The sequence below is a fragment of the Streptomyces ficellus genome (genome assembly GCF_009739905.1).
Taxonomy (GTDB): domain Bacteria; phylum Actinomycetota; class Actinomycetes; order Streptomycetales; family Streptomycetaceae; genus Streptomyces; species Streptomyces ficellus_A.
In genome coordinates this window covers 3485562-3499923 of record NZ_CP034279.1, presented here as the reverse complement: position 1 = coordinate 3499923, position 14362 = coordinate 3485562, and the positions used below count along the sequence as shown (strand labels likewise).

Genomic DNA, 14362 nt, shown 5'->3' with positions numbered 1-14362 from the left:
CGGACCCCGATGCACGTACTGATCCTCGGCGGAACGACCGAGGCCCGCCGCCTCGCGGAGCTGCTGCACGCGCACCGGGCCGTGCGCACGACGTCCTCCCTCGCGGGCCGGGTCGCCGCCCCGAGGCTGCCTCCGGGGGAGGTCCGCGTCGGCGGGTTCGGCGGGGCGGAGGGCCTGGCGCGCTGGCTGCGCGAGCACCGGGCCGACGCGGTCATCGACGCCACCCATCCTTTCGCGGACACCATGAGTTCCCACGCGGCCCGTGCGGCCGCTGACGTCCATGTTCCCCTGCTCGCCCTGCGGCGGCCCGGGTGGGCCCCGGTCGAGGGCGACGACTGGCACCTGGTGGACAGCCTCGCCCAGGCCGCCGACACGGCCCGCACCCTGGGCCGCCGCGTCTTCCTCACCACCGGGCGCATGGGCCTCGCGGCCTTCGCGCACGTCACGGACGTCTGGTTCCTGCTCCGTTCGGTCGACGCGCCGGAGCCGCCGTACCCGCCGCGGATGGACGTCCTCCTCGACCGGGGCCCCTTCACCCTGGACGGGGAGCGCGAACTGCTGCGCCGGTACGGCATCGACGTGCTGGTCACCAAGGACAGCGGCGGCGCGGCGACGGCGCCCAAGCTCACCGCGGCGCGGGAGGCGGGCGTACCGGTCGTGGTGGTGCGCCGCCCGCCCGCCCCGGCCGGGGTGCCGGTCGCCGCGACACCGGAGGAGGCCGTCGCCTGGCTGCTCCGGACGGGTCAGCCCGCCCGCAGCTGAGAGCCCGGCAGCCACCAGCCCCGGACGTCCCCGTCGGTGGCGCGCAGCATCACGCGGCCGTCGACGACGGCGCGCCGGTCGTACCGTACGGGCGTGTCCCGCGGGTACGTCACCGTCCGCTCCTCGCCGTCCCCGCGGCACACGACGCTCACCCCCGCCGGGACGCGGGCGCGCCGCGCCGGCCGGTAGTCGGAGGCGCACCACTCGCCGCGCAGGTAGGCGGAGGGGTAGCGCTCGGCGACGTACCAGCCGTCGCCCGGCCCGTCGGTGAGGAGGTAGTGGACGTCGTGCCCCCGGACGCGGATCCGGTGCGAGGCGGTGGCCTCGGCGGGGCGGGCCAGTTCGAGCGTCCGGGTGTCGGTGACGGCGCCGTCGTCGTCGAACCGCAGCAGCGCGTGCGTGCCCTCCGCGAGGTGCACCTGGCCGCCGTCCTTGCCGAGCGACGGCGCCGGGTAGTCGTCCATCAGCAGGTCGGACTGCGCGGCGAGCAGCTCGCTGCCGGACAGCCAGGACAACTGGCGCAGCAGCGTGACGTGCACCGGGTGGTACGACGTCGTGGGGATGGCGTGCGCGCGGCAGTAGTGCGACAGCCAGCCCGGGTTGCGCATGTTCCGGAAGTTGGCGGCGAGGGTGGTCAGCGAGCCGTCGAAGAGGTCCGCGGCGAGCGGGTTGCGCGTCAGCGCGTAGTAGTCCCACAGCCCGAGCGCGGCGAACATGAAGCCGTTGTACGTGTGGTCGGAGGTGCCGGGCGGGTCGACCGGGTACTCGTGGATCCACAGGTGCCCCGCCTCGTCCCGGGCGACCACCCACGGCGCCCCGTCGTCGCCCACCAGCAGCGACCGGAACGCCCCGTCGGCCGCCCGGCGGTACCGGGCGCGGTCCGCCGCGGGAACCTCCGCGACCTGGGCGAGCTGGGCGAACAGGCTCAGCGCCTCGCCCTGCGCCATCCCGGAGTACCAGGGCGCCTCGTACGCGATGCCGGTGTGCACGTCGTGCGTGAAGTCGAACGGGTACGGGAAGAACCACGCCCCGCGCCGCTCGTGCCGCCGGGCCACCACCCGGTCGGCCTGCGTCCGGGCCCGGGCGAGGAAGAACGGGTCACCGGTGCGCCGGAGGGCGGCCAGGTTCTCCAGCCCGTACTGGATCTGCCCGACGGGGTGGTCGTGCAGCCGCCCCTGCCACCGGAACATCCGCACCCCGTCCCCGTCATGGAGCCCCGCGTCCTCCCGCCCGGCCACCCGGCCCCGCCACGGCCGCATCGCGTCGGGCACGTCCAGCACGCACCGGAAGCCGCGCACCCCGAACGTGAACGGCAGCCCGCCGGGCACCGGCACCTCCGTCGTCCCACCGGCCCGCTGTCCCACCAGGAACCCACCTCCCGCCAACGCCACCGCCGCGCCGCCGCCCCCGGTCGCCTTCAGGAACCACCTGCGGCTCTCCATCACGTCTCCCCCCATCAGGTCCAGCAGTCACCTGCTGTTCCCCGATGGAGGGAGCGGGGTTCTCATCCGCCCACGGTGCTGCCCCGCCGGTCCAGGTGGGTGATCACCTGGGCGTGGAAGCGGTCCACGGCCTCGTCGACGCTGCGGATGAACCCGGTCTCGGCGGAGCCGCGGCCCGTGCCCATGCCCTTGAAGAGGGAGAGCCGGAAACCGGTGATCTCCGCGCCGTCCCGGGGCAGGATGTCGGCGGGTTCGGGGCGCAGCCGCTCCAGCGTGCCCCGCGGGCCCGTCCCCGGTCCCGCGACCATCGTCTCGATGTGCAGGTCCGCCGGTGCCGCGGCGAGCCGGCGGATCAGGCGTTTCGCCCTGGTGAGCGGGTAGCCGCGCTCGGCCACCGGCAGCTCGATCGACGTGCGCAGCTTGCCGGTGCGCAGGTCGGCGGTGATGGCGAGGATCCCCGGGGTGTCCTCCATCCGGAGCTCCGCGTGCAGCAGCCCCTCCAGGCACAGCCGGTCCGCCATCTCGGCCCGGCGGGTCCGCGGGTCGGTGCCGCGCTTGGCGCGCTGCACGGGCAGCACCTTCTGGCCCAGCTCGCCGCCGAGGCGCAGGCACACCTGCCGGATCAGCCGCTCCCAGCTCTCCGTGACCTCGGTGGCGCGGGCGTCGCCCTGGCACAGGGTCTCGTTGTCGATGCCGTTGCGCACGGGGACCCACGCCGCGCCCATGTTCTGGAACCCGTGGCAGCCGGAGTTGTCGTGCTGGAGGTAGTGCAGGAGCTCCTGGAGGAGCCACGCGTGCGCGGCGTTGCCCACGCCCTCGTGGCGGATCAGCATCTGCGCCTGGTGGGCCACCTCGGCCCAGGACAGGTGCCAGAGCGCCACCTTGTGCTTGCGCCGGCCGTCGATCTTCACGGAGACCAGCGGGCTGCCCTCCAGGGCGACGTCGTTGGACAGCGTGATGACGCACTCGTAGCCGCGGCGGGCGGCGATGTCGACGTAGGTCTGCACCTGATCGGACTTGAGCGGGTTGCCGTTCGTCTTGGTCTCCACCAGGGCCGTCCACAGCTTGCCCGCCCGCTCGACCCGCACCACGCCGTCCGGCCGCCTCGGGGACTCGCCGTGCGGCAGGGACACCTCGGTGAACGTCTCCATGCGCCCGGCCGGGGCGCCGAATCCGGCGGTGAGGCGGCGGCCGAACTCCGGCACCTGGGCCATCACTGACAGCAGCACGGACGTGGCGCGCGTCTCGCGCTCGCGGTCGCTCTTGAGCGCGGTGACGGGGAAGAGCCGCGCCGTCCGCCACGACTCGTTCTCGGCCAGGGACTTCTTCATGGCCTTCGGGAGCGTCACCTTCTTCTTCGCGGTGCGCGGCCGCGGGGCCCGGGGCGCGGGGTCCGCGGCGGCGGGCGGGGCGGCGGGCGGGCGTTCCGCCGCCGGCCGCGGACGGGGCAGCGGCTGCGCCTGCGCCTGCGGCTGCTGTCGTGGTGCGGGCTGGGGCTCCGGCGGCCAGGGCGGGGCCTGCTCCGCGAGCTGCTCCTCGGTGTCGTCCTCGATGTCGACGCCGAAGTCGGTCGCGAGGCCGACCAGCCCACTGCCGTAGCCCTGCCCCACGGCCCGGAACTTCCACTGTCCGGCGCGCCGGTAGAGCTCGCCGAAGATGAACGCGCTGACGACGCCCGCGTCCTCGACGGGGAACCGGGCCAGGACCTCGCCCGATCCGTCGGCGAGGGACAGGCACAGGTCGTCGAGCTCGCCGAAGTTCGACCCGTCGTACCGGCTCGCGGCGATGACGATCCGCGTGACGTGCGGCGGGACGGCGTCCAGGTCGAAGCTGATCCGGTCCTCACTGCCGTCGGTGGTGGGCGTCTTGCCGAGGAGCTGGACGCTGCCGTCCTCGGCGACCGGGTGGTTGTAGAAGTAGAAGTCGCTGTCGCTGCGCACCTTCCCGGTCCCGTCCAGCAGGAGTACGGAAACGTCGGCGTCGCCCTCTCCGGTGGTGCTGCTCCAGCCCAGGCTCACGGTGACGGAGGCGATGTCCTCACCCAGCGCCGCCAGGCCGATGTTGGCGCCCTTGACCATCGTGTGCATGCGGCCCCCCTGATGCACAGCCGCATCGGGACGCACCCCGGCAGCCGGAAAACAGTGTGTGGTGCGTCACACATGTGCCGTTTCCGGAACCTTAGCGTCCAGAGCGGGTCGTCCGTGGAGAACCGTCGAAAGTGGAGGCCCGGACGTGACGCCCGGTGAACCCGCAGGTGGTGGCGGGGCGCGCCGTTCGGTTCCCGGTCCGAACAACTCGGCTGGTTCGGTACCCCGTTGAGGAGAGCCTTGTCACCATCACAGGCACATCAGGCGGCGTACGCGCCGTACTCCGGTACGTCCGCGCGCCGACCCCCCATGTACGTGTGAGAGGTACGAAGACATGAAGACGAACCGCGCCAGGCGGTACGGCGGGCGGCTGCTGGCCGTGACGATGGTGGCCTGTGGGGCCACGGTGGCCGGGGCGCTCCCCGCGTCCGCCGCCGACCAGCCGACGAAGCCGGAGCTCATGGCGGACTGCGCCTCGGGCCTCGGCAAGTGCTCCTTCAACGAGCCGAAGCTGGGCGAGGCGTACCTCGGTGCGTTCCACCAGGTCTCCGACTCGCTGTTCAACTGCTCCAGCTCGGACGCCACCCAGAGCATGACGTGGACCGACACCGTCGGCTCCACCGATTCGCTGGGTGGTTCCGTGACCGCGGGGGGCAACATCGCGGGCATCATCGACCTGAGCGTGACGGCGACTTACAGCCATACGTGGACGAGCACCCACGCCGAGAGCAGCTCGCTGAACATGACGGTCAAGCCGGGCGAGGTGGGCTGGATCTCGCGGGCGCAGGTGATGCAGAAGGTCTCCGGCACCTGGCAGACCCACTACGACAGCCCCAAGTGGGGTCACTACTACTGGTTCTTCCCGGACACGATCACCGGCCCGGCGAAGAACGGCACCGACGGCAGGAGCAACGCGGTGGTCGTGAAGAGCCGCCCGATGACCGCCGCGGAGAAGAAGTCCTGCTCCGCCGACGCGAGCCACAGGAACCGGGCCTTCGTCCAGCAGCGCTGACGAACGCTCTCCGCACGGGCCGGTGGCACCACCGGCCCGTGCGGGGCTCGCTCACACCTCCGGGTACCGCCGGGGCGTCCAGGCCACCGTGGTGCCCCCGTCCCCGCCCCGCCGGACCGCCCGGGTCTGGGACGAGCCGACGAGCAGCAGGGTCCGCATGTCGACCTCCGCCGGGTCGAGGTCCACGAGCGCCAGGACGCGCACCGACTCCTCCGGGCCGCCCACGTCCCGGGCGACCACCACCGGGGTGTCCGGGGCGCGGTGCTCCAGGAGCAGTTCCCGGGCCTTGGCGACCTGCCAGGTGCGGCTGGCGGAGCCCGGGTTGTACAGGGCGAGGACCAGGTCGGCGGCGGCCGCGGCGGCCAGCCGCCCGGCGATGACGTCCCAGGGCTTGAGCCGGTCCGACAGGGAGATCGTCGCGTAGTCGTGGCCCAGCGGGGCGCCCGCCTTCGCGGCGGCGGCGTTCGCGGCGGTCACGCCCGGCAGGACGCGGACCGGGACGTCCGTGTACGGGTCCTGGGAGGCGGCCTCCAGGACCGCCGTGGCCATGGCGAACACCCCGGGGTCGCCGCCCGACACCACCGCGACGCGGCGTCCCCGCCGGGCGAGGTCCAGGGCGAACTCGGCGCGCTCCGACTCGACCTTGTTGTCCGAGCCGTGCCGCTCCTGCCCGGGGCGCACCGGCACGCGGTCCAGGTAGGTGGTGTAGCCGACCAGGTCGGTCGCCGAGGCGAGCGCGCCGCGCGTCTCGGGCGTCAGCCACAGGGGGCCCGCCGGGCCGGTGCCGACGACCAGGACCTCGCCCCGCGCGGGCGCGGCCGGGCCGGAGTCGACGCGCGACGGGAGCACCGCCACGGAGAAGTAGGGGACCGACTCCGGGTCGACGTCCGCGAGGGCGCCCGTGCGTTCGCCAGCCATCGTGGCCCGCTCCACGTAGTGCGCGTCGTCCAGCCGCCCGGCCCGCTCCAGGGCGCGCCGCACCGCCGGGAACGTACGGCCCAGCTTCATCACGACCGCCGAGTCCGTCGCCGCCAGACGGGCCGTCAGCTCCTCCTCGGGCAGCGTGCCGGGGATGACCGTCAGGACCTCCTCGGCCTCGCACAGCGGCTTGCCCAGGCGGGCCGCCGACGCGCTCACCGAGGTGACTCCCGGGATGACCTGCGTGTCGTACCGGTGCGCCAGCCGCTTGTGCATGTGCTGGTAGGAGCCGTAGAACAGCGGGTCGCCCTCGGCGAGGACGGCGACCGTGCGGCCCGCGTCCAGGTGGGCCGCGAGCCGCGCCGACGCCTCCTCGTAGAAGTCGTCCAGCGCGCCCCGGTAGCCGCCCGGGTGGTCGGTGGTCTCCACCGTCAGCGGGTACATCAGCCGCTCTTCGAGGTGGTCCTCGCGGATGTGCTCCGCCGCGATGGAGCGCGCGATGGACCGGCCGTGGCGGGCGCAGTGGTACGCGATCACGTCGGCCGACGCGATGGCCCTGACCGCCGCGAGGGTCATCAGCTCCGGGTCGCCGGGGCCGAGCCCCACGCCGTACAGCTTGCCGCTCATGCCTGGATCTCCGCCTCGTGCGCGATCGCGTTGACCGCCGCCGCCGCCATGGCGCTGCCGCCCCGCCGGCCGCGCACCACCAGGTGCTCCAGGCCCGGGAACGCCGCCAGCGCGTCCTTGGACTCGGCCGCCCCGATGAACCCGACCGGTATGCCGATCACCGCCGCGGGGCGCGGCGCGCCCGCCTCGATCATCTCCAGCAGCCGGAAGAGGGCCGTGGGCGCGTTGCCCACCGCGACGACCGCGCCGTCGAGCCGGTCGCGCCACAGCTCCAGCGCGGCCGCGCTGCGCGTGGTGCCCAGTTCGGCGGCGAGGTCCGGGACGGACGGGTCGGACAGCGTGCACACCACGTCGTTGTCCGCGGGCAGCCGCTTGCGGGTGATGCCGCTGGCGACCATCCGCGCGTCGCACAGGACCGGCGCGCCGGCGCGCAGCGCCTCGCGGGCGCGGGCCACGACGTCCGGCGTGTACGCCAGGTCGCGGACGAGGTCGACCATGCCGCAGGCGTGGATCATGCGCACGGCGACCTGGCCGACGTCGGCCGGCAGGTCCGCGAGGTCCGCCTCCGCGCGGATCGTGGCAAAGGACTGGCGGTAGATCTCCGCGCCGTCCTTCTCGTAGTCGAACACTCTGCTCTCGCTCATCTCGTCGGTCCTTGTACGGTCATCTGGTACGCGCCTTCGCCGGTCGCCACCATGTCGGTCCACGCCCCCTGCGGGTGGCCGCAGCGGCGGGCGCACCCCGACCAGTGGACGGGCAGCGCGCCCTCGCGGGGCCGGGCGTCCGCCCGTACGTCGGACAGGGACTTGGCGCAGCCGGGGCGCCCGGTGCAGGCGGTGACGCCGATCCACGGCGAGTCGGTACGGGTGAGGAACCCGGCCCCGTCGAGGGCCCGCAGCCGCTCCTGGGCCGCCGCCCGGCCGGCGAGGCCCGGCAGGACGAACCCGCGCCAGGGGGTGACCCGCACCTCCCGGGCGGGCAGCAGCGCCCGCAGCTGCGCCGACGTCACCCGGCCCAGGCGGGCCAGCACGGACACCGTGTGGTCGCCGGCCAGTCCGGGCGCGGGTGGCCCGCTCGTCGCGCACACGTAGTCCGGTACGGGCTCCGCCGGGACGGCCGCCCGCCGCAGGTGTCCCGTCACGTCCAGGTCCTGCCCCGCGGGCAGCTCCCGCACCCGCCACGCACCGGTGCCCGCCTCCCGCGCGGCCGCGAGGAACGCCTCCGCCGCCGCGAGCGCGGCGCGGGGCGCGTCGGGGGCGGGCACCCGCCAGGTCCGGCCGGCGACGTGGAGCAGGGCACTTCCGCCGTCCCTCTCTGCGAGCAACGTCACATCGGCGGCGAGGGCCGCCACGTCGCCCCGGCCGTCGTCGACGGCGAACAGGAAGCGGCCCGAGAGTTCCGTGGTCCAGTCCTCGCCGCACAGCAGCTCGTCCAGCCGCCGGGCCCGGTCCATCACGGCGGGGCCGGCGAGCGGCGAGACGACCATGTTCCGTACCCGCTCGTGCCGTTCGGAGGCGGGCAGCAGCCCGGCGTCCCGCAGCAGCCCGGCGAGGTCCTGCCCGCAACCCTCGCCGAGGCCCCGCAGTTCGACGTTGCCCCGGGAGGTGAGGGAGAGGTGACCGTCGCCCAGCCGGTCGGCCGCGTCCGCCAGCACATAGAGCTGATGGGGCGTCAGGACGCCGGTGGGCAGCCGGAGTCGGGCCAGGGAGCCGTCGTCCGCCCGGTGCAGCCGCAGCGCACCCGGGCAGGCGTCACCACGGTCCCGGACCCGGTCCTGTATGTGAGCTTCACCCCGGTCCGCGGGGTTTGACGAGCTGGGCGGCATGGCGGCGAGCATACGCGCAGCCTCTACTATGCAGACGGCACAGGGTCCCAGGGCCCTAGGGAGGAAGCCCGGTGAGATTCCGGCGCGGTCCCGCCACTGTGAGTCCGTCCCGCGCGGACGAGTCAGGAACTCCCGCCGTCCCACGACCACCCGGGGCGCGGACACCCCGAGGAAGGCCTGCGCACGCCATGACGCACGCGACCACGCCCGAGGCGACGCCCGCCACGACGATCCTCCTCCTGTCGCACTCCGACACGGACCTGCTCAGCGCACGCGCGGCCGGCGGCCCCGTCGCGTACCGCTTCGCCAACCCCTCCCGCCTGCCGGTGGACGACCTGCCCGCCCTGCTCGACGGCGCGGACCTCGTCGTCGTACGCCTCCTCGGCGGCATCCGCGCCTGGGAGGAGGGCCTGGACGCGCTGCGCGCCGCCGGGAAGCCGCTCGTCGTCCTCACCGGCGAGCAGGCACCCGACGCGCAGCTGATGGAGACCTCCACCGTCCCGATCGGCATCGCGGCCGAGGCGCACGCCTACCTCGCCCACGGCGGCCCGGACAACCTCGAACACCTCGCCCGGTTCCTCTCCGACACCGTGCTGCTCACCGGCCACGGCTTCGAGCCGCCCGCCGCCGCCCCCACCTGGGGCCCCCTGGAGCGCACCCCGCGCGCCACCACCGGCCCCACGATCGCGGTGCTCTACTACCGCGCCCACCACATGAGCGGCAACACCGCCTTCGTCTCCGCCCTCTGCGACGCCGTCGAGGACGCCGGCGGCCAGGCCCTCCCGCTGTACGTGGCGTCCCTGCGCGCCCCCGAGCCGGAGCTCCTCGACACCCTGCGCACCGCCGACGCCGTCGTCACCACCGTCCTCGCCGCCGGCGGCACCAAGCCCGCCGAGGCCCAGGCGGGCGGCGACGAGGAGGCCTGGGACGCGGGCGCGCTCGCCGCCCTCGACGTCCCCGTCCTCCAGGCGCTGTGCCTGACCGGCTCCCGCTCCGCGTGGGAGGAGAATGACGAGGGCCTCTCGCCGCTCGACGCCGCCAGCCAGGTCGCCGTCCCCGAGTTCGACGGCCGCCTGATCACCGTCCCGTTCTCCTTCAAGGAGATCGACGCCGACGGCCTGCCCGCCTACGTCGCCGACCCCGAGCGCGCGGCCCGCGTCGCCGGGATCGCCGTACGCCACGCCCGCCTGCGCCACATCCCGAACGCCGGGAAGAAGCTGGCGCTGGTCCTCTCCGCGTACCCCACCAAGCACTCCCGCATCGGCAACGCCGTCGGCCTCGACACCCCCGCCTCCGCCGTCGCCCTGCTGCGCAGGCTGCGCGACGAGGGCTACGACTTCGGCGACGAGGACGTGCCGGGCCTCGCGTCCGGCGACGGTGACGAGCTGATCTACGCGCTGATCGAGGCCGGCGGCCACGACCAGGACTGGCTCACCGAGGAGCAGCTCGCCAAGAACCCGGTCCGCATCCCCGCCGCCGACTACAAGCGCTGGTACGCCGCCCTCCCGCAGGAGCTGCGCGACCAGGTCGAGCAGCACTGGGGCCCGCCGCCCGGCGAGATGTTCCTCGACCGCTCCGCCAACCCCGAGGGCGACATCGTGCTCGCCGCCCTGCGCCGCGGGAACCTGCTGATCCTCATCCAGCCGCCGCGCGGCTTCGGCGAGAACCCGATCGCGATCTACCACGACCCCGACCTGCCGCCCTCGCACCACTACCTGGCCGCCTACCGCTGGATCGGTACGCCGGAGGCCGACGGCGGCTTCGGCGCCGACGCCATGGTCCACCTCGGCAAGCACGGCAACCTGGAGTGGCTGCCCGGCAAGAACGCCGGCCTGTCCGCCGCCTGCGGCCCCGACGCCGCCCTCGGCGACATCCCGCTCGTCTACCCGTTCCTCGTCAACGACCCCGGCGAGGGCACCCAGGCCAAGCGGCGCGTCCACGCCACCCTCGTCGACCACTTGGTGCCGCCGATGGCGCGCGCCGAGTCGTACGGCGACATCACGCGCCTGGAGCAGCTGCTCGACGAGTACGCGCAGATCTCCTCCATGGACCCCTCCAAGCTCCCCGCGATCCGCGCCCAGATCTGGACCCTCATCCAGGCCGCCAAGCTCGACCACGACCTGGGCATGGAGGACCGCCCGGACGACGACGGGTTCGACGACTTCCTGCTCCACGTCGACGGCTGGCTCTGCGAGGTCAAGGACGCCCAGATCCGCGACGGCCTGCACGTCCTCGGCGGCGCCCCCACCGGCCCCGAGCGGGTCAACCTGGTCCTGTCCATCCTCCGCGCCCGCCAGATCTGGGGCGGTACGCAGTCCCTGCCCGGCCTGCGCGAGGCCCTCGGCCTGGACGAGTCCGCCGCCACCCGCACAGGCGCCGACGAGGCGGAGGCGAAGGCCCGCGCCCTGGTCGAGGCGATGGAGGCCGCCGACTGGAACCCGGCCGCCGTCGCGTCGGTCGCCGAGGGCCACGACCCGGCCGTCGCCGCGATCCTCGACTTCGCCGCCCGCCAGGTCGTCCCGCGCCTCGCCGCCACCACCGACGAACTGGACCACGCCGTCCACGCCCTGAACGGCGGCTTCGTCCCGGCCGGGCCCTCCGGCTCGCCGCTGCGCGGCCTGGTCAACGTCCTGCCGACCGGCCGCAACTTCTACTCCGTCGACCCCAAGGCCGTGCCCTCCCGCCTCGCCTGGGAGACCGGCCAGGCCCTCGCCGACTCCCTCCTGGAGCGGTACCGCGCCGACAACGGGGAGTGGCCCACCTCCGTCGGCCTGTCCCTGTGGGGCACCAGCGCCATGCGCACCGCCGGCGACGACGTCGCCGAGGCGCTCGCCCTCCTCGGCATCCGGCCCGTCTGGGACGACGCCTCCCGTCGCGTCACCGGCCTGGAGCCCATCCCGACCGCCGAACTGGGCCGCCCGCGCATCGACGTGACGCTGCGCATCTCCGGCTTCTTCCGCGACGCGTTCCCGCACGTCATCGGGCTCCTCGACGACGCCGTACGGCTCGCCGCCTCCCTCGACGAGCCGGACGCCGACAACCACGTCCGCGCCCACACCCGGGCCGACCTCGCCGAGCACGGCGACGAACGCCGCGCCACCACCCGCATCTTCGGCTCCCGGCCGGGCACGTACGGCGCGGGCATCCTCCAGCTGATCGACTCGCGCGACTGGCGCACCGACGCCGACCTCGCCGAGGTGTACACGGTGTGGGGCGGCTACGCGTACGGGCGCGGCCTCGAAGGCCGCCCGGCGCGCGGTGAGATGGAGACCGCGTACAAGCGCATCGCGGTGGCGGCGAAGAACACCGACACCCGCGAGCACGACATCGCCGACTCGGACGACTACTTCCAGTACCACGGCGGCATGGTCGCCACCGTCCGCGCGCTCAAGGGCACCGCCCCCGAGGCGTACATCGGCGACTCGACCCGCCCCGAGACGGTCCGCACCCGCACCCTGGTGGAGGAGACCTCCCGCGTCTTCCGCGCCCGCGTGGTCAACCCGCGCTGGATCGAGGCGATGCGCCGCCACGGCTACAAGGGCGCCTTCGAGCTGGCCGCGACGGTCGACTACCTCTTCGGCTACGACGCCACGACCGGTGTCGTCGCCGACTGGATGTACGACAAGCTCACCGAGACGTACGTGCTGGACCCGGAGAACAGGGCGTTCCTCCAGGAGGCCAACCCCTGGGCCCTGCACGGCATCGCGGAGCGGCTGCTGGAGGCCGAGTCGCGCGGCATGTGGGAGAAGCCCGACCCGCGCGTCCTCGAACAACTGAAGCAGGTGTACCTGGAGACCGAGGGCGAGCTGGAGGACAAGTGACACTGACGACCGGCGGCGAGGACAAGGAACTGTCGGCCCTCCTGGACCGGGAGCTGACGGCCTTCAACCAGGCCGCCACCGGCGCCGCCGACGAGGCGGAGCTGTCCGTCCGGGCGACCGACGACGAGTCCGGCGAGATCACCGGCGGGCTCACCGGGTGGACCTGGGGCGGCCTCGGCGGCGTCAGCATGCTGTGGGTCCGCGAGGACCAGCGCGGCACCGGGCTCGGCACGCGGCTGATGCGCGCGGCGGAGGACGAGGCACGGCGGCGCGGCTGCGACCGGATGATCGTGTCGTCGTTCTCGTTCCAGGCGCCGCCCTTCTACCGGCGGCTCGGGTACGTGGAGACCGGCCGCTCCGAGGGCATCCCCGGCGGCAACGTGGACGTCCACTTCTACAAGCCGCTCACGGCGTCCGCCGCGGCGCCGCTGTTCCGGCTGGCCGTCCTGCTCGACTACCCGCCGGACGCCGTGGCGGACGCCCTGGCGCACGAGGAGCGGACGCTGGCCCTCCTCCCGCGCCACGGCGGCCGGCTGGAGCGGCGGATGCGCACCGGCGACGGGCTGTCGGAGGTTCACCTGCTGACGTTCCCGTCCGAGGACGCCTACCGCGCCTACCTCGCCGACCCGGAACGTGACCCGGACGGGCGGATCACCGCGCGCGTGCTGGAGGTGACGGAAGTGTACGGCTGACAGACTCGGCCGTATGTCTTCCGTGATCGCTGTGACCGGGGCGAGCGGCCGCGTCGGCGGCCGTGTCGCCCGCCGCCTCGCCGACCAGGGCCTCAAGACGCGGCTGCTGGGCCGTGACCCGGCCCGGCTGCCCGACCTGCCGGGCGCGGTGAAGGCCCCGCCCGCGCCGTACGGCGACGCCGAGGCCGTGCGCCGCGCCCTGGACGGCGCCGACACCCTGTTCCTGGTGTCCGCGCACGAGAGCCCCGACCGCATCCAGGAGCACCGCACCGCGATCGACGCGGCGCTCGCGGCGGGCGTGGGACGGATCGTGTACCTGTCGTTCCTGGGCGCCGCGCCCCAGGCGACGTTCACCTTCGCCCGCGACCACTGGCACACCGAGCGGTACATCGAGGCGCAGGGCGTACCGCACACCTTCCTGCGCGACAGCTGGTACCTCGCCGGGTTCGCGGCGATGACCGGCCCGGACGGCGTCCTGCGGGGCCCGGCGGGCGGCGGCCGGGTCGCGGCGGTCGCCCACGAGGACATCGCGGACGTGGCGTCGGCGGTCCTCCTCGACGACGGCGCCCACGACGGCGCCGTGTACGACGTGACCGGCGAGGAGGCCCTCACCCTGGCGGAGGCGGCGGAGGAGCTGTCCCGGGCGGCCGGCCGGACCGTCACCTACGTCCCCGAGACCCGCGCCGAGGCCTACGCCTCCCGCGAGGGGTACGGCGCCGACCACTGGGAGGTCACCGGCTGGGTGACCTCCTACGAGGCGATCGCGGTGGGTGAGATGGGCACGGTCGCCGACACGGTCCGCCGCCTGGCCGGCCACGCCCCCATGACGCTGCGCGAGTACCTCGCGGCCCACCCGCGCTCCTACGCCCACCTGCTCTGACCCGGTCCGCCCTCTGACGCGGTCCCCGCCCGCCGGCTCAGTCCTCGCCACGGACGATGTTGCCGTCCCCCGGGGGCGCTTCGGGCTCGGCACCGGCGACGGCGGCCTGGTGCAGGCGGATGCGGCCACGGAGCTCGCGCTTCATCGCGATCGGCCGGTCCAGGTGCTCCGTGGCCTCGGGTATCGGGTCGCCGGTGGGCGCTGCTTCGGTCGTCATGTCCTCCGAGTACCCAGAAAAGCGGGACGAAACGGACCCTGTGTCCATCCGGCCCGTGTCCACCCGCACCACCGCGCCG

11 protein-coding genes and 1 riboswitch are annotated in these 14362 nt (G+C 74.3%); of the genes, 5 read left to right on the top strand and 6 right to left on the bottom strand.

Features of this window, described 5'->3' with window-relative positions; all coding sequences use genetic code 11:
- Nucleotides 1–9: 9 nt before the first annotated feature.
- Nucleotides 10–762, top strand: a complete 753-nt coding sequence (locus EIZ62_RS15490; RefSeq protein ID WP_156693259.1) for a cobalt-precorrin-6A reductase — start codon at nt 10–12, stop codon at nt 760–762.
- Here the strand turns inward: EIZ62_RS15490 and EIZ62_RS15485 are convergent.
- Together EIZ62_RS15485 and EIZ62_RS15480 are read right to left on the bottom strand one after the other, a co-directional pair.
- Nucleotides 744–2204 carry a D-glucuronyl C5-epimerase family protein gene (locus tag EIZ62_RS15485; RefSeq protein ID WP_167536383.1) on the bottom strand — a complete coding sequence of 487 codons (1461 nt, stop codon included), beginning with the start codon at nt 2202–2204 and terminating at the stop codon, nt 744–746. The genes EIZ62_RS15490 and EIZ62_RS15485 overlap by 19 nt on opposite strands.
- 62 nt (nt 2205–2266) lie before the next feature.
- A complete protein-coding gene (locus EIZ62_RS15480; RefSeq protein WP_156693258.1) occupies nt 2267–4291 on the bottom strand; it encodes a TerD family protein in 2025 nt (674 codons plus the stop codon).
- A 334-nt stretch (nt 4292–4625) separates the two neighbouring features.
- On the opposite strand from EIZ62_RS15480, the gene EIZ62_RS15475 reads away from it, so the two are divergent.
- A complete protein-coding gene (locus tag EIZ62_RS15475) occupies nt 4626–5303 on the top strand; it encodes a hypothetical protein (protein WP_156693257.1) in 678 nt (225 codons plus the stop codon).
- Between the two features lie 51 nt (nt 5304–5354).
- Here EIZ62_RS15475 and EIZ62_RS15470 read toward each other — a convergent pair whose 3' ends face one another.
- From EIZ62_RS15470 to EIZ62_RS15460, 3 genes are read right to left on the bottom strand one after another with little or no spacing between them, the layout of a single operon-like run.
- A complete protein-coding gene (locus EIZ62_RS15470) occupies nt 5355–6848 on the bottom strand; it encodes a precorrin-2 C(20)-methyltransferase (protein WP_156693256.1) in 1494 nt (497 codons plus the stop codon).
- Nucleotides 6845–7492 carry a precorrin-8X methylmutase gene (locus EIZ62_RS15465; protein ID WP_156693255.1) on the bottom strand — a complete coding sequence of 216 codons (648 nt, stop codon included), beginning with the start codon at nt 7490–7492 and terminating at the stop codon, nt 6845–6847. Before EIZ62_RS15465 ends, EIZ62_RS15470 begins: the two co-directional genes overlap by 4 nt.
- The gene (locus EIZ62_RS15460; RefSeq protein ID WP_244375719.1) at nt 7489–8673 is read right to left on the bottom strand and encodes a cobalamin biosynthesis protein CobG; all 1185 of its coding nucleotides are present in this window, start codon (nt 8671–8673) and stop codon (nt 7489–7491) included. Before EIZ62_RS15460 ends, EIZ62_RS15465 begins: the two co-directional genes overlap by 4 nt.
- Before the next feature lie 25 nt (nt 8674–8698).
- Nucleotides 8699–8820: riboswitch (cobalamin riboswitch) on the top strand.
- Nucleotides 8821–8861: 41 nt separating this feature from the next.
- On the opposite strand from EIZ62_RS15460, the gene cobN reads away from it, so the two are divergent.
- Genes cobN through EIZ62_RS15445 form a run of 3 tightly spaced genes read left to right on the top strand, consistent with a single transcriptional unit; the run spans nt 8862 to nt 14066 of the window.
- Entirely contained in the window at nt 8862–12494 is a 3633-nt protein-coding gene (gene cobN, locus EIZ62_RS15455; RefSeq protein ID WP_156693253.1) for a cobaltochelatase subunit CobN, read from the top strand.
- Nucleotides 12491–13186, top strand: coding sequence for a GNAT family N-acetyltransferase (locus EIZ62_RS15450; RefSeq protein ID WP_156693252.1), 696 nt, complete (start codon nt 12491–12493; stop codon nt 13184–13186). Before cobN ends, EIZ62_RS15450 begins: the two co-directional genes overlap by 4 nt.
- A 13-nt stretch (nt 13187–13199) precedes the next feature.
- Entirely contained in the window at nt 13200–14066 is an 867-nt protein-coding gene (locus EIZ62_RS15445) for an SDR family oxidoreductase (protein ID WP_156693251.1), read from the top strand.
- A 37-nt stretch (nt 14067–14103) separates the two neighbouring features.
- Here EIZ62_RS15445 and EIZ62_RS15440 read toward each other — a convergent pair whose 3' ends face one another.
- Nucleotides 14104–14283: a hypothetical protein gene (locus tag EIZ62_RS15440; protein ID WP_156693250.1), complete on the bottom strand. Its 180-nt coding sequence runs from the start codon at nt 14281–14283 to the stop codon at nt 14104–14106.
- Nucleotides 14284–14362 lie beyond the last annotated feature (79 nt).

Excerpts from the sequence above, each read along its gene's own strand:
- EIZ62_RS15485 (WP_167536383.1), bottom strand. The coding sequence starts at position 2,204 with ATGGAGAGCCGCAGGTGGTTCCTGAAGGCGACCGGGGGCGGCGGCGCG.
- EIZ62_RS15480 (WP_156693258.1), bottom strand. The coding sequence starts at position 4,291 with ATGCACACGATGGTCAAGGGCGCCAACATCGGCCTGGCGGCGCTGGGT.
- cobN (WP_156693253.1), top strand. The coding sequence starts at position 8,862 with ATGACGCACGCGACCACGCCCGAGGCGACGCCCGCCACGACGATCCTC.
- EIZ62_RS15475 (WP_156693257.1), top strand. The coding sequence starts at position 4,626 with ATGAAGACGAACCGCGCCAGGCGGTACGGCGGGCGGCTGCTGGCCGTG.
- EIZ62_RS15465 (WP_156693255.1), bottom strand. The coding sequence starts at position 7,492 with ATGAGCGAGAGCAGAGTGTTCGACTACGAGAAGGACGGCGCGGAGATC.
- EIZ62_RS15490 (WP_156693259.1), top strand. The coding sequence starts at position 10 with ATGCACGTACTGATCCTCGGCGGAACGACCGAGGCCCGCCGCCTCGCG.
- EIZ62_RS15470 (WP_156693256.1), bottom strand. The coding sequence starts at position 6,848 with ATGAGCGGCAAGCTGTACGGCGTGGGGCTCGGCCCCGGCGACCCGGAG.
- EIZ62_RS15440 (WP_156693250.1), bottom strand. The coding sequence starts at position 14,283 with ATGACGACCGAAGCAGCGCCCACCGGCGACCCGATACCCGAGGCCACG.
- EIZ62_RS15460 (WP_244375719.1), bottom strand. The coding sequence starts at position 8,673 with ATGCCGCCCAGCTCGTCAAACCCCGCGGACCGGGGTGAAGCTCACATA.
- EIZ62_RS15445 (WP_156693251.1), top strand. The coding sequence starts at position 13,200 with ATGTCTTCCGTGATCGCTGTGACCGGGGCGAGCGGCCGCGTCGGCGGC.